This window comes from Pantoea rwandensis, from assembly GCF_002095475.1.
GTDB classification, from domain to species: Bacteria; Pseudomonadota; Gammaproteobacteria; order Enterobacterales; family Enterobacteriaceae; genus Pantoea; species Pantoea rwandensis.
Genome location: NZ_MLFR01000021.1, coordinates 1 through 25,019, shown reverse-complemented (window position 1 = coordinate 25,019; position 25,019 = coordinate 1). Strand labels below are relative to the sequence as shown.

Genomic DNA, 25,019 nt, shown 5'->3' with positions numbered 1-25,019 from the left:
TCCCGACGAATAACGTGGTTATACTTGTAAACTAAATTTTTGTAAAATGGTTTACAATGCACATGTTCACTCAGGACGACCTCAACTTTGACCGCCAGCACATCTGGCATCCCTACACCTCAATGCGCGATCCGCTGCCTTGTTATCCGGTTGTGGCGGCGCACGGTTGTCAGTTGCAGTTGGCCGATGGACGCGAGCTGGTGGATGGCATGTCTTCGTGGTGGGCAGCGATTCATGGCTACAATCATCCACGCCTTAATCAAGCGTTGCAGCAGCAGTTGGCGCAGATGTCGCATGTGATGTTTGGCGGTATTACTCATCCCGCGGCGGTGGCACTAAGCCGCCAACTGGTCGAGATGACACCTGAAGCGCTGGAGTGCGTGTTCCTTGCCGATTCGGGATCGATCGCCGTTGAAGTGTCGATGAAAATGGCATTGCAGTACTGGCTGGGGCGCGGTGAAACGCGACAAAAATTCCTGACGTTGAAACGCGGCTATCACGGCGACACTTTTGCCGCCATGTCGGTGTGCGATCCCGAGAACTCCATGCACAGTTTATGGCGTGGCTATCTGCCTGAGCACCTGTTCGCTGCTGCGCCACAGTGTGGGTTTGATGATGAGTGGAATGAGGCTGACTTTGCAGATTTCGCCCAGTTAGCGGAGACGCATCACCGTGAGATTGCCGCCGTGATTCTCGAACCCATCGTGCAGGGCGCGGGCGGCATGCGTTTCTACCATCCACGTTATTTGCAACAGGTGCGCGAGCTGTGCGATCGCTACGGCATCTTGTTGATTGCCGATGAGATTGCCACTGGATTTGGCCGCAGCGGCAAGCTGTTTGCCTGCGAACATGCTGGCATCACACCGGATATTCTCTGCTTAGGTAAAGCACTCACTGGTGGCACTATGACGCTCTCTGCCACGATCACCACACGTGAAGTGGCCGACACCATCAGCCGCAGTGCCGCAGGTTGCTTTATGCATGGCCCCACCTTTATGGGTAATCCGCTGGCCTGTGCGGTCGCGGTCGAAAGTCTGACGATGATTAATGAAGGACACTGGACAACGCAAGTGGCGTCAATTGAGCAGCAATTGCGTCGTGAGTTGCTGCCGCTGCGTGAGCATCACGCGGTAGCGGATGCCCGTGTGCTCGGTGCGATTGGCGTCATTGAGACCCATTCTCCCGTCAACATGGCGTCGCTCCAACAGTTCTTTGTGGAGCGCGGCGTGTGGATCCGTCCGTTTGGCAAGCTGATCTATCTGATGCCACCTTATCTGATTTCGGCTGCGGAATTGACCCAGCTAACCCAGGCGGTGCGCGCAGCTCTGGATGTCGAGGCACATTTCCTGACATGAGTGCGCTGGCAGTGCTGACCATTTTCCACCATGATGGAAGGCACTGTACAATCGAGATAAGGAGAGAACATGCGCGTATTTAGCCAAGACTTTAACGATGGCGACAAAATGCCAGAGCGACACGTTTTCAATGGCATGGGATATCAAGGCGATAATCTGTCACCGCATCTGGCTTGGGATGATGTGCCCGCCGGGACCAAAAGTTTTGTGGTGACCTGTTACGATCCTGATGCGCCCACCGGTTCGGGTTGGTGGCACTGGGTGGTCGCCAACATTCCAGCACAAGTCACAGTGCTGCCGCAGGGTGCGGGTTCAGGCGTGGCAGAGCTGCCAGAAAGTGCGATTCAGACGCGCACCGATTTTGGCCAAACTGGTTACGGCGGCGCGGCACCTCCGCAGGGCGAATCGCATCGCTATATCTTTACTGTCCATGCGATGGACACTGACAAGATTGACGTAGATGCAGGCGCGAGCGGCGCCATGGTCGGCTTTAACGTGCATTTTCATGCACTGGCGAGCGCGTCGATAACGGTGAAATACGCTTGATGTGCTGAGCTGCGTAGGGTGCGCATTCATGCGCACCTGGAATGGAGGCCGCAATAAATGGCGTAATGCCGCTCACCTAAGCTAATTAGTGCGAATTTAACCCGTTACGCATAAATGCGCACCCTACGAAAACCGCACCGAACAACATAGAGTCGCCAAAAATGGCGACTCTATATTAAGCAACAATTAATCCAACGCGTGAATCACTACCCACATCGGGCCTTGGCCCACGGCGTAACGCGCCAGCGGTTGCAACAGACCGCGCTCGGCAATCTTATACACTTCGATATGGTGCGATTTCTGTCCCGCCGCCACCAGATACTGACCGCTGTGGTCGATATTGAAACCGCGCGGTTGGGTTTCGGTCGGCTGGTAACCTTCAATCGCCAGCACTGAGCCATCTTCGCTGATGCTGAATGCGGTAATGGTGCTGCTGGTGCGATCACAGGCATACAGGAAACGGCCATCTGGCGTGATATGAATATCCGCTGCCCAGCGCGTATCGCTGAAGTCTTTCGGCATCATATCCAGGCTCTGTACGCGTTCGACCTGCCCGTGCACGTTGTTTAACGCCCAGACATCGACAGTGCTATCCAGTTCATTCACCACATAGCCATAAGCACCGTTCGGGTGGAACGCCATATGACGCGGGCCTGCACCTTCAACCGTGGTGACTTGCGCTTGTTCGCGCGGAGACAGCGTGCCATCAGCGTTCAGTTGGAAAAGACAAATACGATCCTGCTTCAGTGCCGGAACAAACAGCGTTTGGTTGCTGAGATCGATATTGGCTGAGTGGCAGCCATCCATCCCGCCAATCACCTGACTTGGAGCTTGCGGTAAACCTTCGCTGTCAATCGGGCTGATGCTGACACACGCATCGTTGTAAGAACCGCAGAAAATGTAGTTGCCTTGGCGGTCAGTGGAGATATGGGTTGGGCTGCCTGGCAGTGGCGCTTCTCCCGCCAGACTCAGGGAACCGTCGGCCGCAATGCGATAGGCCAGCACGCGAAAATTCGGACGAACGCCGACATAGAGGAAATCTTTCTTCGGGCTCACCACCATCGGCTGCACCTGGCCGGCCACATCCGTGACCTGCAATAACGTCAGTGCGCCATCTTCCTGTAATTGCCATGCATGGATCTGCTGGCTCTCGGGACTGGCGGTATACACGACTTGTTTCATGCGTTTTTCCTTATTCGCTGCCTGATGAAAGGGATAACTGTAGCGCGTTTCATTTTGCCGCGCTGGATTCATTTGTGCCCTGTTTTTTGTCTCAGGGCCGCTGCCGGGTGTAGACTTAACGCTTTGCTAACTCCCGGATGGAAAGTGTAATGAGCTACCGCGTAATCGCCCTTGACCTCGACGGCACCCTGCTGACCCCCAATAAAACCATTCTGCCTGAATCCATTGAAGCGCTGGCCCGCGCGCAACAGGCGGGTGTCAAAGTGCTGATCGTCACCGGTCGCCACCACTGCGCTATCCACCCTTTTTATCAGGCGCTGCAGCTGGATACACCCGCAATCTGCTGCAATGGTACCTACTTGTATGATTATCAAGCGAAAAAGGTGTTAGCTTCTGATCCGCTAGAAAAAAATCAGGCCACGCGTGTGATTGAGATGCTCGATCAGGAAAACATTCACGGCCTGCTGTATGTGGATGATGCCATGCTGTATCAGGAACCCACTGGCCACGTGACGCGCACGCTAAACTGGGCACAGTCTCTGCCAGAAGCGCAGCGCCCACTGTTCTTACAGGTGCCCAATTTGGCGCAGGCGGCGCTGGATGCTCGCTCAATTTGGAAGTTCGCTCTTTCTCATCCTGACACCCGTGCGTTACAGCAGTTCGCTGAGCGCACCGAAGCGGAGCTGGGTTTGGCCTGTGAATGGTCATGGCACGATCAGGTCGATATCGCTCAGGCAGGCAACAGCAAAGGCAAACGTCTGGCGCAGTGGGTGGAGAGCCAGGGCTTCAGCATGCAAGATGTGCTGGCATTCGGCGACAACTACAACGACCTCAGCATGCTTGAAGAAGTGGGGTTAGGTGTCGCGATGGGCAATGCCGATGACGCGATCAAAGCGCGCGCTAAAAAGGTGATTGGCACCAATCTGGAACCCGGAATTGCAGAAGTGATTTACAAAGAGGTTCTATAACTCTCTGATTTAAAAGGCGCGTATAAATGCGTTGATGCCGCTAACTTAAGCCAATGAGTGCATATTTAACCCGGTACGCATGAATACGCACCCTACGAAAACCGCACCAAACTTTGTAGGGTCGCCATTTATGGCGACCGAAACGCACTTAAATGACCAGCATTAGCGCATAAATGCGCACCCTACAAATGACTCTTGGCTGTTATTGATCATGCCGATAACTACGCCGTGATCGCCACGCTTTTGATTTGCGCATACAACCACTGGTCGGGGCGGATGCCGAGCTCGTCACGTGCCCACGGTGAAATCCTCGCCCAAAGCTCACTGATACCAATGCGCAGTTTCACTTCAACCTGATCGTCAATCTCCAGCAGTTCAACCACCTGCGCGGGAAGGATATTGCGCACCGAGGTGTTTTGCGGCGGTTGTAAGGCCAGCGAAACGTCGCCGGAAGCGATGCGAATGCGCAACGCTGTTTTCAGCGGTTGATTCACTCGGCTTACCCAGATGTGTTGATCGCCTAATGACAATGCGGTCATCGGATAATCGGGATGCTGCTCCAGCACCTGCACGCGTAGCACACTGGTGCGATCGGCAATCGGCAGCCAAGGGCGCATCGCCGCGCTGCTCCACACCTTTTCCAGCGAACCAAAGGCTTTCACTTTGCCACTGTCCAGCACTAGCACGTTATCGGCCAGTTGCAGGATCTCATCCAGACTGTGCGAAACGTAGAGGATAGGAATATCGACCTGTTTCGCCAGCTTTTGCAGATACGGCATCAACTCGCGCTTGCGCGGCAGATCCAGTGACGCCAGCGGCTCATCCATCAATAAAATGTCTGGCGCGGTGAGCAGTGCACGACCAATCGCCACCCGCTGCTTTTCACCGCCAGAGAGTGAGGCCGGAAAACGGTTCAGCAGCGGCTCCAAACCAAGTAATGCCACCAAGCTGTTGAACTGCGACTTCATCGAGGCCGCCATGCCGTATTGCAAATTGCCACGCACCCGATAGTGCGGGAACAAGCGCGCGTCCTGGAATACATAACCAATGCGGCGTTTTTCTGGTGGAAGATTCACGCGACTGGCGGAATCAAACAGCAGACGATCGTTCAACTGTATCTGTCCACTCTGCGGTTGCGTCAGGCCACCAATCGCGTTAATCAGCGAAGTTTTGCCTGCCCCCGACACGCCGAAAATCGCGGTAATGCCACTTCCGGGAATCTGTACATTCACGTCAAGCTGGTGATCGCCCAGCAGTTGGGAAATATTCAAATTTAGCATCAGGCCCCACCTAACCGCTTGCGGCCCCAGCGTGCCAGCAGCTCAGAAGCCACCAGCGACAACAGTGCCAGCGCAATCGCCACGGCACACAGCGCGCGGCCGTGCCTTCCGCACCAGGAGTTTCAATCAGGGTAAACATGGCTGAGGGAATGGTGCGCGTTTCGCCAGGAATATTAGAGACAAAGGTGATGGTGGCACCAAATTCGCCGAGCGAGCGCGCAAAGGCCAGAACCGTACCCACAATAATGCCAGGCAGCGTCAACGGAATGGTGATGGTAAAGAACACGCGCCAGCGCCCTGCGCCTAGCGTGCGTGCCGCCTGTTCCAATTTAGTATCTACAGCTTCAAGAGCCAAACGAATGGCCCGCACCATCAACGGAAAAGCCATCACTGCGGAGGCCAGCACCGCACCGCGCCAGCTAAAGGCGAAGGTAAAACCAAACCAGTCATATAACCATTCGCCGATAAATCCGCGACGGCCCAAAGCAATCAGCAGCAGGTAACCCACCACCACCGGTGGTAACACCAAGGGGAGATGAATCACACTATCGAGCAGAGTTTTGCCTGGAAACCGGCAACGTGCCAGAATCCAGGCCATCATGATGCCAAACGGCAAGCTGCACAGCACGGCAACGCAGGACACTTTTAGGCTGAGAAACACCGCCTGCCATTCGGGATCGCTTAATATCATTTCTTCGGCGTAAATCCATACTGTTTAAACACTGCAGCGGCGTCCGGCCCCTGCAGATAACTGTAGAAGGCGTCAACCGTTGCGTTCTGATGTTCTTTCACTACCGCCATCGGATATTCCACTGGCTTATGGCTGTCTGCCGGGAAATGTCCTACCACCTGCACTTTGTCACTGGCAACCGCATCAGAGCCATAAACAATGCCATAAGGCGACTCGTTACGTTCCACCAGCGCCAGCGCAGCCCGGACATTATTAGCCGGTGCCAACAGCGGCGAGACAGTGTCCCATGCACCCAGTTTTTGCAGCGCCTCTTTGGCATAAATCCCAGCCGGTACATGGTCCGGATCGCCCACGGCCAGACGCTCACCCTTCAACAGATTTTTCCAGTCGGTATGTGCATTAATGGTCACGGCTTTTGCACTGTCACTCTTCGGCGCAATCAGCACTAAATCGTTACCCAGCAGCGTGTAGCGTGTGTTCTCTACTACGCTCTTTTTATCCACCGCATAATCCATCCACTGCTGATCGGCAGAGATAAACAGATCGGCGGGTGCGCCCTGCTCAATCTGTCGCGCCAGCGTTGAAGAGGAGGCAAAGGACGAGACCACTTCCACGCCACTCTTTTTCTGATACTGCGCCGCAATATCCTGCATCGCATTGGTTAACGATGCCGCAGCGAACACGGTAATCTTTTCAGCAGCCACAGCGTGGCCTGACATGGAAACACTTAATACAGTTGCAGCAGCCCAGCGGTAATTGATTTTCAGCATTTTTTACTCCTTGTTACGTTATATATTTGATAATACAACGTGAGGATTAATGCTGTCATGAGCTTTATATCGGCAGAAATTGACGGAAGTTAAGGATAAAACGCCGCAGGGTGCGGGCGTTTAGAAATCAATGATGTGAGCTGTTGGCAGGACGATCGTCGCGGCGGCCAAATTTTGAGATGACGTTGAAAACTTCACCCAAGCCGTAAATCAAACCGAGCATAATGGCCATCACAATTGGCACCATGATCACAGCCACAGCCAGGCTTTTAAGCAGTTCCAGCATGGAAACCTCACGCAGAAAATAAAAAAGTGATTGTAACGGTTAGGGAAAAAAACGCACTGCCCTTTTCGTGCTTTTACTTTTGGCCTTACACTTGTCGGAATAACCTAAGGAGCTGACATGCAGGCAGAACTTTCTCTCCACATTCGTCTTCAGCAGAAGCTGTTTGCCGATCCTCGCCGCATCGAACTGCTGAAACGCGTGCAGGAAACCGGCTCCATCAGTCAGGGGGCCAAATTAGCCGGCATCAGCTACAAAAGTGCCTGGGATGCCATCAACGATATGAATCAGATGGCTGATCAAACTTTAGTTGATCGGGCAACCGGTGGCAAAGGCGGCGGCGGTGCGCAGCTGACGCGTTATGGTGAGCGTCTGATTCAACTGTTCCACCTGATGGAGCAGATTCAGCAAAAAGCCTATGATGCGTTGCAAAATGACAGTCTGCCGCTCGACAGTTTGCTGGCGGCGATTGCGCGTTTTTCATTGCAAACCAGTGCGCGAAACCAGCTCTTTGGTAAGGTCATGGCGCGCGATCATCATCAGGTACAACAGCATATTGAGGTACAGCTAGCGGACGGCGTGACGCGATTGCAGGTGGCAATTACAGAACGCAGCGCCGAACGCCTACAGCTCGACAGCGGTAAAGAGGTATTAGTGCTGATTAAAGCGCCGTGGATTCAGGTGAGTCGTGAGGCATCGGGGAGCGATAATCAGCTCAAGGTGGCGATCAGCGCGATCGAGGTGGGTGATCAGGTGAGCGAAATCCTGATGGCATTGCCAAGCGGTGAAACCCTGTGTGCCACCGTGAACAATGCGCAAGTACAGCAGCAGAATCTACAGCCAGGCGACAGCGTAACCGCCAGTTTTAATGCTGAACACGCCATCATCGCCACACTGCTCTGAAATCCAGGCCATGATTTGACTTCACCTGCTTCGCTCGCTACAACTGAGTGCACGATGCATAAAATGGAATGAATCATGGCTTCATTGCAAATTTCGCAAGGCATATTTCACCTTAGCGACACTCGAGCACTGTCACTTAACGATCTCACCCTCAACAGCGGCGAAAGTTGGGCCTTTGTCGGTGCGAACGGCAGCGGTAAATCGTCGCTGGCGCGCGCACTTTCCGGCGAACTCGCGCCCGGCAAAGGCCGCGTAACGCAGGACTTTCAACGCCGCACGCGCCTGTCACTTGAACAGCTGCAAAAACTGGTCCGAGATGAGTGGGAACGCAACAACACGGATATGCTGAGCGAAGGTGAGGACGATACTGGCCGCACCGCTGCGCAAATCATTCAGGACGAAGTGAAAGACGAAGCGCGCTGTCAGGCGCTGGCGCAGCAGTTTGGCATCACCTATTTGCTGGATCGTCGCTTCAAATACTTGTCCACTGGCGAGACGCGCAAGACGCTGCTGTGTCAGGCGCTGATGGCACAACCGGATTTGTTAATTCTTGATGAGCCTTTCGACGGACTGGATGTCGCCTCACGCGCCAGTCTGGCGGATACGTTGAGCGATCTGCATCAACACGGCTATTCGGTGGTGCTGGTGCTTAACCGCTTTGATGATATTCCTGACTTTGTGCAGCGGGTGGGCGTGCTAGCGGAATGTACCTTGACCCACGTAGGTGAACGCAAGGCGATATTGGCCGAAGCGCTGGTGGCCCAGCTGGCACACAGTGAGAAACTGGAAGGCATGGCGTTGCCGGAACCCGATGAGCCGGATCAGCTACCGCATCTCGCTGATGATGCGCCGCGTGTGGTACTGCGTAACGGCGTGGTGTCATATAACGATGTGGCAGTGATAGATGGGCTGAGCTGGCAGGTCAATCCCGGTGAGCACTGGCAGATTGTTGGTCCAAACGGCGCGGGTAAATCCACCCTACTCAGCCTGGTGACGGGCGATCATCCCCAGGGCTACAGCAACGATTTAACGCTGTTCGGCATTCGCCGCGGCAGCGGTGAAACCATTTGGGACATCAAACAACATATCGGTTATGTCAGTAGCAGCTTGCACCTTGATTATCGCGTGAGTTGTAACGTGCGCACCGTGGTGCTTTCCGGCTTTTTCGATTCGATTGGCCTGTACCAACCTGCTTCTGACCGTCAGAAAGCGCTGGCACGCCAGTGGCTGGCACTGCTGGGCATGGATAATCATCTGGCCGATTCGCCGTTCCACAGCCTTTCATGGGGCCAGCAGCGATTAGTGTTGATTGCTCGTGCGTTGGTGAAACACCCTACTCTGCTGATCCTCGATGAACCGCTTCAGGGGTTGGATCCGATCAACCGCCAGTTGGTGCGGCGCTTTGTCGATGTGCTGATTGGTGAAGGCCGCACACAGCTGCTGTTTGTCTCACACCACGCCGAAGATGCGCCGCAGTGTATTACGCATCGCTTGAGTTTTGTGAAACAGGATGTGGGTTACGGCTATCAGCAGGATGACCTGCGTTGATCCGGGCGCCATAAATGGCGCCCCTACACTTTAGAATGCACATCCATATGATAATTCGGGCGTCATAAATGATGCCCCTACACCCTAGAATGCACATCCATACGATAATTCGGACGTCATAAATGGCGCCCCAATATGTAGGGTGCGCATTTATGCGCACCTCAACAAACGGGACATGTAACCGCTACCATTTACCTGCCTGGTATTTCAGCAAACAATCGCTATAACCCCACAAAATGAGAATCGTCACCTTGTGTAAACGATACCATTTATCCAGACTGGATCACGCTTTCACACTGGCCTTTGTGCTACTTTTACCGCAGTCATTTTGATCCGTTTGCCGTTTACCAGGACTTGTTATGGAAAAATTTAATCCGGTCGATCACCCACATCGCCGTTATAACCCATTGATCGATCAGTGGGTGCTGGTCTCACCGCATCGTGCTAAACGTCCGTGGCAAGGCGCGCAGGAAACCCCTGCCTTAGAACAACTGCCCGCGCACGATCCTGACTGCTTCTTGTGTGCCGGGAACACGCGCATCACCGGTGACAAAAATCCCGATTACAAAAGCACCTATGTGTTCACCAACGACTTTGCCGCGTTGATGACCGATACGCCTGATGCACCAGAAAGCGAAGACATTCTGATGCGTTGTGAAAGCGCACGTGGCACCAGCCGCGTGATCTGCTTCTCGCCTGATCACAGCAAAACGCTGCCGGAGCTGCCGCTGAGTGGACTGGAAGATATCGTCCGCACCTGGCAAGAGCAGACCGCCGATCTTGGGCAGCACTATCCGTGGGTGCAGGTGTTTGAGAACAAAGGCGCGGCGATGGGCTGCTCGAACCCGCATCCGCACGGCCAGATCTGGGCCAACAGTTTTCTGCCAAATGAAGCGCAAAAAGAAGATGATAATCAGCGCCGCTACTTTGACGAAAAAGGTTCGCCGATGCTGGTGGATTACGTCGCGCGCGAGTTGAAAGATGGCAGCCGTACCGTAGTGGAAACCGAACACTGGCTCGCCGTCGTGCCGTGGTGGGCTGCGTGGCCGTTTGAAACCCTGCTGCTGCCAAAAGCTCATATCAAACGCATTACCGACCTCACACCGGCCCAGCGCAGTGATCTGGCGCTGGCGCTCAAGCAGCTCACCAGTCGCTACGACAATCTGTTCCAGTGCTCCTTCCCCTACTCAATGGGCTGGCACGGTGCGCCGTTTAATGGCGAGTCCAACGAACACTGGCAGCTGCATGCCCATTTCTATCCGCCGCTGCTGCGTTCAGCCACGGTGCGTAAATTTATGGTTGGCTACGAAATGCTGGCCGAAACCCAACGCGATTTAACGGCGGAACAGGCAGCAGAACGTCTGCGTTCTGTCAGCGATATCCATTTCCGCGAGGCGCAATAAATGTCATTAAAATCCATTACTCAACAGGTATTCGCTGACGTTTTCGGCTATCAGCCCACCCACAGCATTCAGGCACCAGGCCGTGTGAACCTGATCGGCGAACACACTGACTACAATGACGGTTTTGTCCTGCCGTGTGCCATCGACTACCAAACCGTGATTGCCTGCGCCAAGCGCGACGATCGCCAAGTGCGTGTGGTCGCGGTTGATTATGACAACCAGCAGGATAGCTTCTCGCTGGATACACCGATTGAAGCCTTAAAAGAGCCGATGTGGGCCAACTACGTGCGCGGCGTGGTGAAACATTTGCAGAAGCGTGATGCGAGTTTCGGCGGTGCCGATCTGGTGATCAGCGGCAACGTGCCTCAGGGCGCGGGTCTGAGTTCATCGGCATCACTGGAAGTGGCAGTCGGCACCGTGTTCCAGCAGTTGTATCAGCTGAAGCTGGATGGGGCCGCCATTGCGGTTAACGGTCAGGAAGCGGAGAACCAATTCGTCGGCTGCAACTGCGGCATCATGGATCAGTTGATATCTGCCTTGGGTCAGCCCGATCACGCCATGCTGCTGGATTGCCGTACGCTGGGTACACGCGCAGTTTCAATGCCGGAAGATGTCGCGGTCGTGATCATCAACTCTAATTTCCGTCGAACACTGGTGGGCAGCGAATACAACACCCGCCGCGAACAGTGTGAAACCGGTGCGCGCTTCTTTAACAAACCGGCACTGCGCGATGTGACGTTAGAAGAATTCGAAGCGTCGGAATCTCAGTTGGATGCGTTGGTGGCGAAACGCGTGCGCCATGTTATCACCGAGAATGCTCGTACGCTGGAAGCCGCAGATGCATTGAGCAAAGGTGACCTGAAACGTATGGGCGAATTAATGGCGGAGTCACACGCGTCAATGCGTGATGATTTCGAGATCACCGTGCCACCGATCGATCAGTTGGTTGAGATCGTTAAAGCAGAAATCGGACCACGCGGCGGCGTGCGTATGACCGGCGGCGGTTTCGGCGGCTGTATCGTGGCACTGATGCCAACCGATCTGGTGGATCAGGTGAAAGCCGTGGTCGCGGAAAAATACCAAGCACAAACCGGTATCAAAGAAACCTTCTACGTTTGCAAAGCTTCAGCAGGAGCGGGCCAATGGTAAGTGACGTGAATTCGCATGCGCCAGACGGGCAACCGTGGCGTATCACCGTGCTGCGCAACAGCAATGGCATGGTGGCAACGTTTATGGATTGGGGTGCAACCTGGCTCTCTGCGCGCGTAACAATGCCGGATCACAGCGTGCGTGAGGCGTTACTCGGCTGCGCCACGCCTTCAGATTATTTGCATCAGGATGCCTATCTCGGGGCGACGATTGGCCGTTATGCCAACCGCATTGCTTCCGCCGAGCTCAAGCCAATTAATCGGCTGCTGGCAGCCAATCAGGGCGCGCATCAGTTGCACGGCGGACCTGAGGGTTTTGATAAACGCCGCTGGCAGATTGTCAGCCAGAGCGAGACTGAGGTGCATTATCGTCTCGATTCACCGGATGGCGATCAGGGCTTCCCGGGAAATTTGATTGCCGATGTGGTGTACCACCTGGACGATGATAACTGCCTATCGATCCGCTATGAAGCGCAGACCGATCAAGCCTGCCCGGTTAACCTGACCAACCATGCTTACTTCAATCTTGATGCGCATCATGGCGATGCACGCCAGCATCGCTTACAACTGCACGCGGATCGTTATTTACCCGTCGACAATGCAGGCATTCCTAACGCACCACTGAAAGCGGTGGCCGGCACCAGCTTCGATTTCAATCAGCCGAAGTGCGTGATGGATGACTTCCTCGCCGATGACGATCAAAAAGCGGTGAAAGGCTATGACCATGCGTTTCTGCTCAACACCGCGGGCGACAGCACTCAGCCCGCTGCCCAGCTCTGGTCGGCCGATGGCAAGCTGGCGCTGACCGTGTTTACCGCTGCACCGGCACTGCAGTTCTACTCCGGCAACTATCTGGATGGAACACGCGCCCGTGAACAGGGCAGCTATACTGCTTTCCAGGGCATCGCGTTGGAGAGTGAATTTTTACCGGATTCGCCCAACCATAGCGAGTGGCCGCAGCCTGATTGCTGGCTGCAACCAGGCGACCGCTGGCAGTCTGAGACGCGTTATCGCTTTACGCCGCAGTAAGACGCCGGATGAAAAACGCGCACTGCGTTGCCGACAGGCTTACGCCGTGCGTTGTTTTCCGCTATGGTATGGCGCTATCAGTGAGCCGCTTGTTCAGGTGGCCGCAGCCGGTTTCTATAATCATCGAAACATCAAGTATTAAGGAGTTAAGCTATGGCCGTAACTAAGCTGGTTCTGGTGCGACACGGCGAAAGCCAGTGGAACCAGGAAAACCGCTTCACCGGATGGTATGACGTGGATCTGTCTGACAAAGGTCGCACCGAAGCCAAAGCAGCCGGTCAGCTGCTGAAGAACGAAGGTTTCGTGTTTGATTTCGCCTACACCTCTGTGCTGAAACGTGCCATCCACACCCTGTGGAACGTGCTGGATGAGCTGGATCAGGCTTGGCTGCCGGTTGAAAAAACCTGGCGTCTGAACGAGCGTCACTACGGTGCGCTGCAGGGTCTGGATAAAGCTGAAACCGCTGCCAAATACGGTGACGAGCAAGTTAAACAGTGGCGTCGTGGCTTTGCCATCACTCCACCAGAGCTGGACCGTGCGGACGAGCGTTTCCCTGGCCACGATCCACGTTACGCATCACTGACCGATGCACAGCTGCCAACCACCGAAAGCCTGGCACTGACCATTGAGCGCGTGATTCCTTACTGGAATGAAAACATTCTGCCGCGCATCAAAAGTGGTGAGAAAGTGATCGTTGCTGCACACGGTAACTCACTGCGTGCACTGGTAAAATATCTTGATAACCTGAGCGAAGACGAGATTCTTGAACTGAACATCCCAACCGGCGTGCCGTTGGTGTATGAGTTCGACGAGAACTTCAAACCGCTTAAGCGTTACTACCTGGGTGATGCAGACGAGATTGCCGCGAAAGCTGCAGCCGTTGCTAACCAGGGTAAAGCCAAGTAATTCCCGGCTAGAAAACAAAAAGGCCAGACGCGAGTCTGGCCTTTTTTATTGCGCGGAAGAGGTTAGCCACGACGCTGTTTGATCGCCAGCGCCAGTTGACGCAATGCTTTCTCAGTATCTTCCCAGCCAATGCATGCATCGGTCACGCTCTGGCCGTAAACCAGTGGTTTACCGCTGTCGAGGCTCTGATTACCTTCCACCAGATGGCTCTCAATCATCACGCCGGTAATCGCCTGCTCACCGCCTGCGATCTGCTGCGCAACGTCTTCTGCCACCACCATCTGACGCTGGAACTGCTTGCTGCTGTTCGCATGGCTGAAATCGATCATGACCTGCGGACGCAATCCTGCTTTATCCAGACCGGTTTTTACCGCTGCCACATGCTCTGCACTGTAATTCGGCTCTTTACCGCCGCGCAGAATGATATGGCAATCTTCGTTACCGCTGGTTTCGACAATCGCCGAATGACCATATTTGGTGACGGAGAGGAAGCAGTGCGGTGCGCTGGCTGCCCCGATCGCATCAATGGCCACTTTGATGGTGCCATCGGTGCCGTTTTTAAAGCCAACCGGGCAAGAGAGACCAGAAGAGAGTTCGCGGTGTACCTGTGATTCAGTGGTACGTGCGCCAATCGCGCCCCAACTCATCAGATCCGCCATGTACTGCGGAGTGATCATATCCAGGAACTCGCCTGCAGCTGGCAGACCGATGTCATTGATATCGACCAGCAGCTTACGCGCCAGGCGCAGGCCATCGTTGATCTGGAAACTGCCGTCCATAAACGGATCGTTGATCAGCCCTTTCCAACCGACTGTGGTGCGCGGCTTTTCGAAATAAACGCGCATCACCACTTCTAGCTCGCCTTTCAGCTCATCGCGTAGCGTCAGCAGACGGCCAGCGTACTCTTTTGCGGCTTCGGTATCATGAATCGAGCATGGTCCAATCACCACCAGCAGACGGTCGTCCTGACCGTGCAGAATGCGGTGAATAGCCTGACGTGCCTGAGCAACGGTTTCAGCGGCTTTATCGGTAGCGGGGAATTTTTCGAGCAAAGCAACAGGCGGTAATAATTCTTTGATTTCTCTGATGCGTAAATCGTCGTTCTGATAATCCATACATAATTCCATTCAAATTTCTGGCCCAGCGTTCGCCGGGCGCAACCTGTCAAATGTATCCCTTCAGGCATCAGGTGTAAATTCCACACGCGTGGAAATGCATTTGTTAAATTTGCATTTATACGGTCATCGACTAAGCTTTTTAAACGTAAGCACTGAGGAATAGCTTACTTTCGATATTAAATTTTTAAGCGAAGCGTTAATGATGGAATTATATTCCGTCACCACCAGTTTCATGCGTCGCTCAGCACCAGCGGGTGTAAGACGGCAACTCTCCATCGATTAAAGGAGCATAATGATGAATAAGTTTGCAATTATCTTTCTCACGGCAGCGATGACGTTAGGCAGCGGCGTAGCTATGGCTGCAGATAATAACGGTGAAGCTAATGCTTCAGCAGAGGCTGGCGCGGCAGCGGGTGGTGCAAAACAAAATCTGCCACCAAATAAAGTGGATAACAGCAAAATTAATAATGGCAGCATGAATACCAACAGTGCAGCCAGCTCCGGGACCAGCAGTGGGAATATGTCGGCTAATGAGGTGCACAAAAATACAATGTGCAAAGACGGCAAATGTCCGGATATGAACAAAAAGGTCGAAACCAAAAAAGGTGGCGGCCACGTTAAACATAAAACAGATGGCACAACGCAGTAAGCGTGTCGCTAATCACACAAAGGGAGAGCTTTCGCTCTCCCTTTATTTTTTCAATCACCCTTTTCCGCTATGCTAAAGCCATGAATTTCACAGGAACTGTTTCATGGCTTCACTATTGCTTATTGACGACCATCCCTTAGTTGAAGTCGCGCTGGAAGCGGCCTGCGTAAATGCGCCCATTCCCTTGCAGTTGCACGCAGCGGCTGATGAGGCACAGGCAAGGCAGTTGCTGAAACAGCATAAAATCGATCTTATCGTGCTCGATATTGGCTTACCGCATAGCGATGGATTAGAGCTACTGCGTCGGCTGCGCGCACGCGATGAACACTGCCCAGTGCTGATTTATTCAGCACAACAAAATCGCCATACGTTACTGAGCGCGGTATCGCTGGGTGCATCGGGCTATGTGGTAAAGAGTCAAAGTATGGCGCAGTTGTTGAGCGCGATCCTGGCGGTACTGGGCGGTCATCAGGCCTTCCCACCGCTGCCGGGACCTATCGAACTGCCGCTCACGGAGAAAGAACAGCAAATTGTCGCCCTGCTGGTGCGTGGATTGTCGAATTTGCAGATTGGCGAACAGCTGCATATCAGCAATAAAACCGTCAGCACCCATAAGAAAAACATCCTGGAGAAAACCGGCGTACAGTCGGTGGTTGAACTGGCTGAACTGTGGAAAGCACAACAGTGAAAGTCATCATGCTGCTGTGCGCGCTGCTGTTTAGCATCGCCGCACGTGCCGAGTTACAACCCGCCAGCAGCGTAATGCTCCCCGCCATGATGCCAGCCCCGCACGCTGAACCCTGGCCGTCCCCGACGCTGCGGGTTGCCGTACCGGCACAAAACAGTGCGCCCTGGGCTATGCGTATCGGGGATCGTATCTGGGGTATTGATGCAGATTACCTCAGTGCATTAAGCCAACTCACGGGCACCCATTTTATCCTACAAAGCTATCCCGATCGCACCCAGCAACTGGCCGCGTTGAAGGAGGGTAAAGTCGATTTCGTATTGAGTAACGAACACGCTCAACTCCCTGACGACTTCTTGCTGAGCGACAGCTGGTACAACAGCCCAATACGCATCTACCGTAACCGTGAAAACCAGCGCGCCGTGATGTTCAACAGTGATAATGCACAGCTCACCATTGCCGAGGCGACACTGGCACAGCTGCCCGATACCTTTGTGCGCAGCCATCAATGGCACCGCCTGCCAGGCGATTTGCAGGCCATGTATGCCCTGCTCAACCAACAGAGCGATTATCTGGTTGCCGATGAAGCCAGTGCGGGTTTTCTGTTAAGTCAGTTGCAACAGGGGCAAATTTACCAAATCACCGCCGATCCCGGCGCTGGTGAACTCTCCTTGCGGGCGCTGGCACGCGATCCCACTTTGATTCACTGGCTCAACACGCAACTTCGACTGCTGCCTGCTGAATTTAGCAATCGCGTGCAACAGCGCTGGAGTCCGCCGCTGTTGCGTTACCAAGATACGCAAACGCTGATACTAACTCGCGACGAAAAACAGTGGCTGGCCCAGCAGCAAGCCATTCCCTTCGCTGTCGAAGCGGATAACGCGCCTTGGAGCTATCGAGATAGCAGCGGTAATGCGCGAGGATTCGGTATCGATCTACTCAATGCTTTGAGCCAAAGCACCGGCCTGCGCTTTACACCACACTGGGTCAGCAGTCCTCAACAGGCTGAGGTGCTGTTAAAACAACATCAGGTGATGCTCAACCTTTTGCAGCCGTTGTACGGCGACGATGCCAGCAGCAACACCCTGCCGTCTGGCGCGCCATTTGGGGGATTTATACCCTGAATACTCAGCAACCCATGGGATGGCAATCTTTGCAGAGTGGGCGATTGGGTGTGTTACGAGGTGATTTAGCTCAGCGCTTGCTGCCTGCGAATCTTACGCCACAACTGTTCGATGATCGTGCGCAACTGTGGCAAGCCCTCAACAGTGGTCAAATCGATGCGCTGGTGGATAACGTGCTGTCGGCGCGCTGGCGTATGGCCAGCCATACCGACAATCGCGTTCATCTGGCCTTTGCCGCCAGTGATATTGCGTGGCCGCTCGCCCCCCAAGTCAGTGGCGATCAGCCGCAACTGCGCGCGCTGCTGGATCATGCCCTACAACAAATTCCACCGGATACGCTAAATCAGATGCGCATCAGCTGGTCGCAGCCGCCACAGCCCGGCACCAGTATGGCAATGCGCAATATCCCGCTGATGATCCTGATCGCCTCTGGCCTGATTATCCTGCTGCTGCTGTTTCTGTTGCTACGCCGTTACCTGCAACAGCGTCGAGATCGGCTACAGCGTGAACAAGCCGAACGCGCCAACGCGGCCAAAAGCCAATTCCTTGCCACAGCCAGCCATGAGCTACGCACACCGATGCAGGCCATTTTGGGCCTGCTGGAGCTGGAGCAACAGCAACATCCCAGCGAGCGGCTGACATTGATGCACAGCAGCGCTCGCTCACTGATGGCCCTGCTCAACGATCTGCAAGATCACGCGCGCATTGAGAATCAGAGTTTCCGCCTGACACCGCGCCCGCTTAATCTGACGCACTGGCTGCAACAGCAGCAACAGCTCTACCATCCACTGATGCGCGACGCAGGACCGGTGCTGATTGTTGAAGCGCTAACACCGCTGCCCGCTTGGGTGATGTTGGATGGCGACCGTTTACAGCAGGTGGTCAACAATCTGGTGGCGAATGCACTCAAATTTACGCGTAGCGGTGAAGTGCGATTAACACTGCAGGTGGATGATCAAATTTACTTCACCGTCGCCGATAGCGGCAGTGGGATCCCATTGAATGAGCAGGCGCAACTGTTCGAGCCTTGGTATCAGGCTCCATCAGGCAGAAGCCATGCGGTGCAGGGCAGCGGTTTAGGCTTATTTATCTGTCGCGAGATTGTGCAGCGTATGGGGGGAAGCCTGGCACTCACCTCAGAACCTGGCAAAGGCACTCAGGTGAACGTTCAATTGCCGCTGGAGGTGTGCGAGAGCGTTCCGGCCGATCATCGAGATAGCTGGCCGCGTTACCCCCATCTGCGTGTGGCGATTGTCGATGACCATCCCACCAATTTGTTGGTGATGCAGCAGCAATTAGCCCATTTTGGTATCACCGCTGAATTGTTTGAGGAAGGGCGCAGCTTGTTGCGCGCCGATGCGCATCAGCCCTTTGATGTGCTGCTGATCGATCAGATGATGCCTCGACCGGATGGCTTATCACTGCTGCGTATATTGCGCCGTCGTCAGCGGCATCGCCTCAGCCCCGCATTGCGCATACTCTGTTCGGCTGATGTGCAACTGCTGAAATTCACGCTGCAGCAGCATGAGGCTTTGTTACTGAAACCGATTACGTTGACGGATTTGGCGCCACTGCTGGCGCGTGCGGTGGCCGATCCCCTCAGTCGCTTACCTGAAAGCCTACAGATTCTGGCACAGCATAATGACGCCTTCATTCCCCGCATCTGCCAGACGCTGCAACGAACATTACAGCAGGATCGCGATGCGCTGCTCAATGCCAGTGAGAAAGGTGACTGGGCGGCACTGGAGAGCGCCGCGCATCGCATGAAAGGCAGTTGGTTGCTATTGGGTATGGATCACATCGCTGAGCCGTGCCAGCAACTGATCGAGCGTGCGAAACAGCAGCAGGTGGACGCTGATGCGCTCAATTTACTGATATCATTAACGAACAGGTTACTGGAACAACTGGAAAGCTATGGCACACACTCATTCTCACAGCGAGCATAACGGCAACCGTTCACGTTTAGCAGCAGCATTTGGCATCACTGCACTGTTTATGGTTGTCGAAGTGATTGGCGGCGTGGTTTCAGGTTCACTGGCGCTGCTGGCCGATGCCGGGCATATGCTCACCGATGCAGCGGCGTTATTGATGGCGCTGTTGGCGGTGCAATTTGCCCAGCGCAAGCCCAACGCACGTCATACATTTGGCTTACTGCGGCTGACCACGCTAGCAGCATTCATCAATGCTATCGCGCTGCTGGTGATCACGGCGCTCATCGTCTGGGAAGCGCTGCGCCGTTTCTATCAGCCTCAGCCTGTTGCTGGCGGATTGATGCTCGGTATTGGCATCGCCGGTTTGTTGGCCAACCTGCTGTCGTTCTGGTTGCTGCACCGAGGCAGTGAAGAGAAGAACCTTAACGTGCGCGCCGCGGCACTGCATGTGCTGGGCGATCTACTTGGCTCTGTGGGCGCGATTGTCGCCGCGGTGATCATTATGCTGACCGGCTGGACACCGATTGACCCGATTCTGTCCTTGCTGGTGTCTTTGTTGGTGGTACGCAGTGCCTGGTCACTGCTGCGCGAAAGTTTGCACGAACTGCTGGAAGGCGCACCGAGCAACATTAACGTCGATAAGCTGGCGCGCGAGTTGACACGCAACATTGCGGAAGTGCGCAATGTGCATCACGTGCATGTCTGGCAAGTGGGTGAGAAGCCGGTGCTGACGCTGCATGTGCAGGTAATTCCGCCATACGATCATGACGGGTTGCTGCGCAGCATTCACCAGTATCTGCATCAACATTATCAAATTGCCCACGCCACAGTGCAGATGGAGTATCAGCCATGTGTGGGACCGGATTGTGAACTCTGTGCTGTAAATAGTTCAGCGCAGCACGATCACCATGAACATGCTGCGCTGGAAGGCCACGCTCACCACCATCATTAATTCGACAATGCGCGTGACCCGTGCTCACGCGCACTTTGCATCCACAGACGCGAACCGTTAAGCGCAATCAAGGTGAGAATTACGTACTCCAGCGACATCGCGTACACGCCCTGGCGAGCAAAGATCATTACGCTAATCACGTTGATCACTACCCACAGCAGCCAATTTTCGACGTATTTACGCGTCATCAGGATCATCGCCACAATCGATAACACCATCATGCAGGAATCCCAGAACGGGAATGCATCCGGCTGCAGTTGTGGCATCGTCACGTTAAGGCCGAGACTCTGCATGATACCGACGGCGGTTTTGGTCAGAAAAGCGAATACCGGATCGATATACAGCGTCATCAGCGCAATGGCGATGACGCACGCCGCGCCCCAACCGAGCGCTTTTGGCAACGGCAGCCAGCGAATTTTGAGTGCTGCTTCATTGGCGGTGTTTTGTCGGCTCCACGCGTACCAGCCGTAGACGTTGGCAACAAAGAAGAACAGCTGCAGCAATAAACTGGCATACAGCTGAATCTGGAAGAAGATCACTGCAAACAGCGTGACGTTAATCAGCCCGAAGAAGTAGTTGATGATCTTTTCCTGGCTGGCGAGCCAGATACACAGCAGCCCCGCAATCGTACCCACAGCTTCTATCCACGACAGGTCGTAGCCGCCGACGCCAATAGGGATGTGAACCAGAATATTTTGTGTGCTGAAGAAGTCCATGATCTGCACCTGTATGAAAGCCGCTTACGCGTTCCCTTTCACCTTGAGTTTGAGTTGTGCTGCAAAGTCTAGCATGCGGTTAAGCGGTATCAATGCGGCTTCACGCAGTGCGTCGTCAACATGAATTTCATGCTCGCTGCCACCGTGCTCCAACCCTTCTGCTATTGCTTGCAGGCCATTCATCGCCATCCACGGGCAGTGCGCACAGGTACGACAGGTGGCACCCTCGCCCGCTGTTGGCGCTTCCAGTAGCTCTTTATCGGGCACTGCCTGCTGCATTTTGTAGAAGATGCCGCGATCGGTCGCCACGATCATTTGCGGATGCGGCAAGTTTTTCGCTGCCTGAATCAGCTGGCTGGTGGAACCCACCGCATCCGCCAAATCGACGATGGCCTGCGGGGATTCAGGATGGACGAGGACTGCCGCTTCTGGATAGAGCGTTTTCATGCGCTGCAAGGCTTGGGTTTTGAACTCATCATGCACGATGCACGCGCCCTGCCAGCAAAGAACGTCTGCTTTAGTCTGTTGGGTGACGTAACGGCCCAGATGGCGATCGGGCGCCCAGATGATTTTCTCTCCGAGGCTGTCGAGATGTTCGATCAGCTCCACCGCAATGCTGGAAGTCACCACCCAATCTGCACGCGCTTTCACGGCAGCGGAGGTATTGGCATACACCACGACAGTACGATCCGGATGCTCGTCACAGAAACGGTTAAACTCTTCGATCGGGCAACCGAGATCCAGAGAACATTCGGCTTGTAAGGTCGGCATCAGCACGGTTTTCTCTGGGCTGAGGATCTTCGCGGTTTCGCCCATAAAACGCACCCCGGCCACCAGTAGCGTTTTCGCCGGATGGTTGCTGCCGAAGCGCGCCATTTCTAGTGAGTCCGAGACACAACCGCCGGTCTCTTCCGCCAGCGCCTGAATTTCAGGGTCGGTGTAGTAATGCGCGACCAATACCGCATCACGCTCTTTTAGTAAGCGTTTGATTTCAGAGATGTAATGGGACTTTTCGTCCTGACTTAGACGCGCCGGTTTCGGCGGGAAAGGATAAATCGCGCTTTCAGGATCGAACATTAGGCTCATGACACGGATCTCGTTTTCTCAATTTAACAAAATCGCCTATTAAAGCGATGATGCGGCATCAAAACCGCTATCGTGTTTTATATGCTAAACACGATAGCGGAAATGCGCGAGAGTGTCGTCTCTTTTTTATGCGACTTACAGGCCGCCTAACGCTTTTTGCGGGCTTTCTAACTCCAGCAGGAAGGCTTTGACGTCCAAACCACCCGCGAAACCTGTGAGCTTACCGTTACTGCCAATCACACGATGGCAGGGTGCCATTATCGACAGCGGGTTTTTACCGTTCGCCGCCCCAACCGCGCGCACCGCTTTAGGATTGCCGATCTGCTGCGCAATTTGCAGGTAACTACGTGTTTCACCAAAGGGAATCGTGAGCAGCGCTTGCCAGACTTGCTTCTGAAATTCGGTGCCGACCGTGTCATAGGGCATATCAAACTGCTGGCGTTCACCCGCAAAATACTCCCGTAGCTGGCGCTCGGCCTCGCACAAGATGGGGTGTAGGTCGTTGCGACTAATCGGCTTCAAGGGTACGCGCTGGGAGCCTTCGTTCTCCCACAAAATCGCTGACAAACCTTTGTCAGTCGCGATCAGCGTCAGTTCGCCCACGGGTGTGGGGATGATTTTGGCATGATACATAGTGCACCTCCGGCGTAAATCAGTGCGTCATTATCGCACTTCTTCCACGATAAACTGGCTGTTTTCGGCCATGAGCATAAACTGGTTAGCTGTCCGAAAGCAGCGAGTTTTGCTCAGCCACTTGCGCGACGATGCGTTTTATTTGCTGGAGATGATGATGTTTGATCCTGACATTGCTTACCAGGCGCTGACCTCGCGCGATAGCCGCTTTGATGGCGTCTTCTTCGTCGGCGTGACCTCAACGGGCATCTACTGCCGACCAATTTGCCCGGTAAAAGCGCCGATGCAGAAAAACTGCCTGTTTTTCACCAGCGCTGAAGCCGCTGAAAAAGCGCACTTCCGTCCTTGCCTGCGTTGCCGCCCTGAATTAGCGCCAGGGTTCGCGCCGGTGGACAGCCATCACCGCATCGCCGACCGCCTGATTCGACGTATTGAAGAGGGCTTGTTGGAAGAGCAAGAGACACTTGCCGAGATTGCCAGTGAGTTTGCGTTGAGTGAGCGCCAACTGCGCCGCGTCGTACAACAGGAGCTGGGCGTCTCGCCAATCGAGTTGCGGCAAACGCGCCGTATGCTACTGGCGAAGCAGTTACTGACCGAGACCTCGCTACCCGTCACCGAAATCGCCTACGCCAGTGGTTTTCGCAGTTTGCGCCGTTTCAATGATGTGTTTCAGGCACGCTATCGTATGACGCCCTCGCGCCTGCGTAAGCAAAGTCAGCCCGAGAGTATGGCAACGGTGCAAGAGAGCGCTGAGCTGCGTCTCAGCTATCGTCCGCCCTATGACTGGGATGCGATACTCGATTTTCTGCAACAGCGTGTGATGAAAGAGGTGGAGTGGGTCAACGAAGGGGCTTATCACCGCACCGTGGCCCTAGGCAACTGTCGGGGCTGGGTGCGCGTCAGCCATCTGCCTGAGAAGCAGGCACTCAAAGTACAGTTCACCACGACGTTAACACCGGTTCTGCCTGCCCTGCTGCGTCGCCTGCGCGACCTGTTTGATCTGGATGCCCAACCACAGCGCATCAGCGAGCAGCTAAGCCAGGATCCGTTGTTAACTGACAGTCTGGCACGCTATCCAGGATTACGCGTTCCTGGAGCGTTTGACGGCTTTGAGTTGGGTGTGCGAGCGATTCTTGGTCAACAGGTGACTGTGAAAGCCGCCACAACCCTAAGTAGCCGCGTGGCGGAGCGTTTTGGTGAGCCACTTGCAACCCCATGGCCTGAGCTTTCTCGCTTACCACCTACGGCGGAATCTCTCGCGACAGCCACCATTGATGATATTGCCAGCCTCGGCATCGTGAGTGCTCGCTCGCAGGCGATTCAGGCGCTCGCGCAGGCCTGCGCCTCCGGTGCGCTGCGCTTTAATGGCGCGGTGAATCCTGACGTGGTGCAGCAGCAACTGCTGGCATTAAAGGGCGTGGGGCCATGGACAGCGAGTTATATTGCGATGCGCGCCCTACGTTGGCCGGATGCGTTCCCTAAAGAGGATATTGCGATTCGTAATAATCTCGGCGGGGTAAGTGCCAAAGTGGCGGAACAGTTATCGCAGGTATGGCGACCGTGGCGCAGCTATGCGGTGTTGCATATCTGGAAGAGTTTGACGCCGGATAAATCGGGCAAGAAATAAACCTGAGCGTTCCAGTCGGCAATAAGGGGCGGTTGCGTAAAGTCGCCGTGAATACATCCCTGTAGGCTCAGCCAGCGCATCCCTGCGCCGGATGCTTTACTCCACCGCCCCTCATCACCGCCTTCATGCCACATCTATGCACTTTTTATGAAGCAGCGATCAGCCTCATAAGCCAGTTAAGGCGGGAGCGGAAGAGCGAAGCGTCCGAGCCATGGATGGCGAGGCCGATCCACAGGGATGTGAGATTCCTGCGCGATCCGTCCCGCCTTGACGGGCTGACGCACGGACCTGCAGCCATAACGGCTAAATTTTGAGAGTCACAGATTTGAGAAACGCAGAAAAGCAAAAAGGCGCCTTTAGGGCGCCTTTCTACATAGTGGTGGGTCGTGCAGGATTCGAACCTGCGACCAATTGATTAAAAGTCAACTGCTCTACCAACTGAGCTAACGACCCGCTCGAGGAGCGGCTTACAACTTTAAACTTGAT

Annotated in this window: 21 protein-coding genes, 1 tRNA gene and 2 pseudogenes; 14 read left to right on the top strand and 10 right to left on the bottom strand. The window is 54.5% G+C overall.

The annotated features are described in order from the left end of the window. Positions 1-62: 62 nt before the first annotated feature. Together bioA and HA51_RS18120 are read left to right on the top strand one after the other, a co-directional pair. On the top strand, positions 63-1,355 hold the full coding sequence (gene bioA, locus HA51_RS18125; RefSeq protein WP_084936056.1) for an adenosylmethionine--8-amino-7-oxononanoate transaminase: 1,293 nt from the start codon (positions 63-65) through the stop codon (positions 1,353-1,355). Positions 1,356-1,424: 69 nt separating this feature from the next. Further along, positions 1,425-1,901: a kinase inhibitor gene (locus HA51_RS18120; RefSeq protein WP_084935988.1), complete on the top strand. Its 477-nt coding sequence runs from the start codon at positions 1,425-1,427 to the stop codon at positions 1,899-1,901. Between the two features lie 186 nt (positions 1,902-2,087). Here the strand turns inward: HA51_RS18120 and pgl are convergent, their stop codons facing one another. Next, positions 2,088-3,083 (bottom strand): 6-phosphogluconolactonase, encoded by a 996-nt coding sequence (gene pgl, locus HA51_RS18115; protein ID WP_084936055.1) that lies wholly within the window; start codon positions 3,081-3,083, stop codon positions 2,088-2,090. Between the two features lie 149 nt (positions 3,084-3,232). Here pgl and HA51_RS18110 point away from each other — a divergent pair, with 149 nt between their 5' ends. Further along, entirely contained in the window at positions 3,233-4,051 is an 819-nt protein-coding gene (locus tag HA51_RS18110) for a pyridoxal phosphatase (RefSeq protein ID WP_084935987.1), read from the top strand. Positions 4,052-4,272: 221 nt separating this feature from the next. Here HA51_RS18110 and modC read toward each other — a convergent pair whose 3' ends face one another. The 4 genes and pseudogenes from modC to HA51_RS18090 form a co-directional block, all read right to left on the bottom strand. Continuing rightward, positions 4,273-5,331: a molybdenum ABC transporter ATP-binding protein ModC gene (gene modC, locus HA51_RS18105; RefSeq protein ID WP_084935986.1), complete on the bottom strand. Its 1,059-nt coding sequence runs from the start codon at positions 5,329-5,331 to the stop codon at positions 4,273-4,275. Further along, positions 5,331-6,022: pseudogene (modB, locus tag HA51_RS18100) on the bottom strand (molybdate ABC transporter permease subunit). The gene modC and the pseudogene modB overlap by 1 nt, the downstream one beginning before the upstream one ends. After that, positions 6,019-6,792, bottom strand: coding sequence for a molybdate ABC transporter substrate-binding protein (gene modA / locus HA51_RS18095; protein ID WP_084935985.1), 774 nt, complete (start codon positions 6,790-6,792; stop codon positions 6,019-6,021). Before modA ends, modB begins: the two are co-directional and overlap by 4 nt. Before the next feature lie 127 nt (positions 6,793-6,919). Then, a complete protein-coding gene (locus HA51_RS18090) occupies positions 6,920-7,078 on the bottom strand; it encodes an AcrZ family multidrug efflux pump-associated protein (protein WP_039336632.1) in 159 nt (52 codons plus the stop codon). 117 nt (positions 7,079-7,195) lie between these two features. On the opposite strand from HA51_RS18090, the gene modE reads away from it, so the two are divergent. The 6 genes from modE (at position 7,196) to gpmA (ending at position 14,012) form a co-directional block, all read left to right on the top strand. After that, entirely contained in the window at positions 7,196-7,978 is a 783-nt protein-coding gene (gene modE, locus HA51_RS18085; RefSeq protein ID WP_084935984.1) for a molybdenum-dependent transcriptional regulator, read from the top strand. A 75-nt stretch (positions 7,979-8,053) separates the two neighbouring features. Continuing rightward, a complete protein-coding gene (gene modF, locus HA51_RS18080; protein ID WP_084935983.1) occupies positions 8,054-9,526 on the top strand; it encodes a molybdate ABC transporter ATP-binding protein ModF in 1,473 nt (490 codons plus the stop codon). Between the two features lie 359 nt (positions 9,527-9,885). After that, positions 9,886-10,929: a galactose-1-phosphate uridylyltransferase gene (gene galT / locus HA51_RS18075; protein WP_084935982.1), complete on the top strand. Its 1,044-nt coding sequence runs from the start codon at positions 9,886-9,888 to the stop codon at positions 10,927-10,929. Further along, entirely contained in the window at positions 10,930-12,078 is a 1,149-nt protein-coding gene (galK, locus tag HA51_RS18070; protein WP_084935981.1) for a galactokinase, read from the top strand. It abuts the gene before it with no gap. After that, complete coding sequence (gene galM / locus HA51_RS18065) at positions 12,072-13,106, top strand: galactose-1-epimerase (RefSeq protein WP_084935980.1); 1,035 nt, start codon at positions 12,072-12,074, stop codon at positions 13,104-13,106. The genes galK and galM overlap by 7 nt, the downstream gene beginning before the upstream one ends. A gap of 153 nt (positions 13,107-13,259) precedes the next feature. Continuing rightward, complete coding sequence (gene gpmA, locus HA51_RS18060; RefSeq protein ID WP_084935979.1) at positions 13,260-14,012, top strand: 2,3-diphosphoglycerate-dependent phosphoglycerate mutase; 753 nt, start codon at positions 13,260-13,262, stop codon at positions 14,010-14,012. A 62-nt stretch (positions 14,013-14,074) separates the two neighbouring features. On the opposite strand, the gene aroG is transcribed toward gpmA, so the two are convergent. Next, entirely contained in the window at positions 14,075-15,127 is a 1,053-nt protein-coding gene (gene aroG, locus HA51_RS18055) for a 3-deoxy-7-phosphoheptulonate synthase AroG (protein ID WP_084935978.1), read from the bottom strand. 298 nt (positions 15,128-15,425) lie between these two features. Here aroG and HA51_RS18050 point away from each other — a divergent pair, with 298 nt between their 5' ends. From HA51_RS18050 to zitB, 4 genes and pseudogenes are all read left to right on the top strand, one after another. After that, entirely contained in the window at positions 15,426-15,779 is a 354-nt protein-coding gene (locus HA51_RS18050) for a YbgS-like family protein (RefSeq protein WP_211282965.1), read from the top strand. A 103-nt stretch (positions 15,780-15,882) separates the two neighbouring features. Continuing rightward, a complete protein-coding gene (locus tag HA51_RS18045; protein WP_084935976.1) occupies positions 15,883-16,467 on the top strand; it encodes a response regulator transcription factor in 585 nt (194 codons plus the stop codon). Between the two features lie 8 nt (positions 16,468-16,475). After that, a pseudogene (locus HA51_RS18040) lies at positions 16,476-19,534 on the top strand (ATP-binding protein). Then, on the top strand, positions 19,503-20,471 hold the full coding sequence (gene zitB, locus HA51_RS18035) for a CDF family zinc transporter ZitB (protein ID WP_084935975.1): 969 nt from the start codon (positions 19,503-19,505) through the stop codon (positions 20,469-20,471). Before HA51_RS18040 ends, zitB begins: the two are co-directional and overlap by 32 nt. Here zitB and pnuC read toward each other — a convergent pair. The 3 genes from pnuC to HA51_RS18020 all read right to left on the bottom strand — a co-directional run bounded on the left by pnuC (position 20,468) and on the right by HA51_RS18020 (position 22,906). Next, positions 20,468-21,187: a nicotinamide riboside transporter PnuC gene (gene pnuC / locus HA51_RS18030; protein WP_084935974.1), complete on the bottom strand. Its 720-nt coding sequence runs from the start codon at positions 21,185-21,187 to the stop codon at positions 20,468-20,470. The two genes, zitB and pnuC, sit on opposite strands and share 4 nt — an antisense overlap. A 24-nt stretch (positions 21,188-21,211) precedes the next feature. Next, positions 21,212-22,273, bottom strand: coding sequence for a quinolinate synthase NadA (nadA, locus tag HA51_RS18025; protein WP_084935973.1), 1,062 nt, complete (start codon positions 22,271-22,273; stop codon positions 21,212-21,214). 135 nt (positions 22,274-22,408) lie between these two features. Beyond that, a complete protein-coding gene (locus HA51_RS18020; protein ID WP_084935972.1) occupies positions 22,409-22,906 on the bottom strand; it encodes a methylated-DNA--[protein]-cysteine S-methyltransferase in 498 nt (165 codons plus the stop codon). Between the two features lie 157 nt (positions 22,907-23,063). Here HA51_RS18020 and HA51_RS18015 point away from each other — a divergent pair, with 157 nt between their 5' ends. Beyond that, positions 23,064-24,533: an AlkA N-terminal domain-containing protein gene (locus HA51_RS18015; protein ID WP_084936054.1), complete on the top strand. Its 1,470-nt coding sequence runs from the start codon at positions 23,064-23,066 to the stop codon at positions 24,531-24,533. A 377-nt stretch (positions 24,534-24,910) separates the two neighbouring features. On the opposite strand, the gene HA51_RS18010 is transcribed toward HA51_RS18015, so the two are convergent. Further along, positions 24,911-24,986 (bottom strand) — tRNA-Lys (locus tag HA51_RS18010). Positions 24,987-25,019 lie beyond the last annotated feature (33 nt).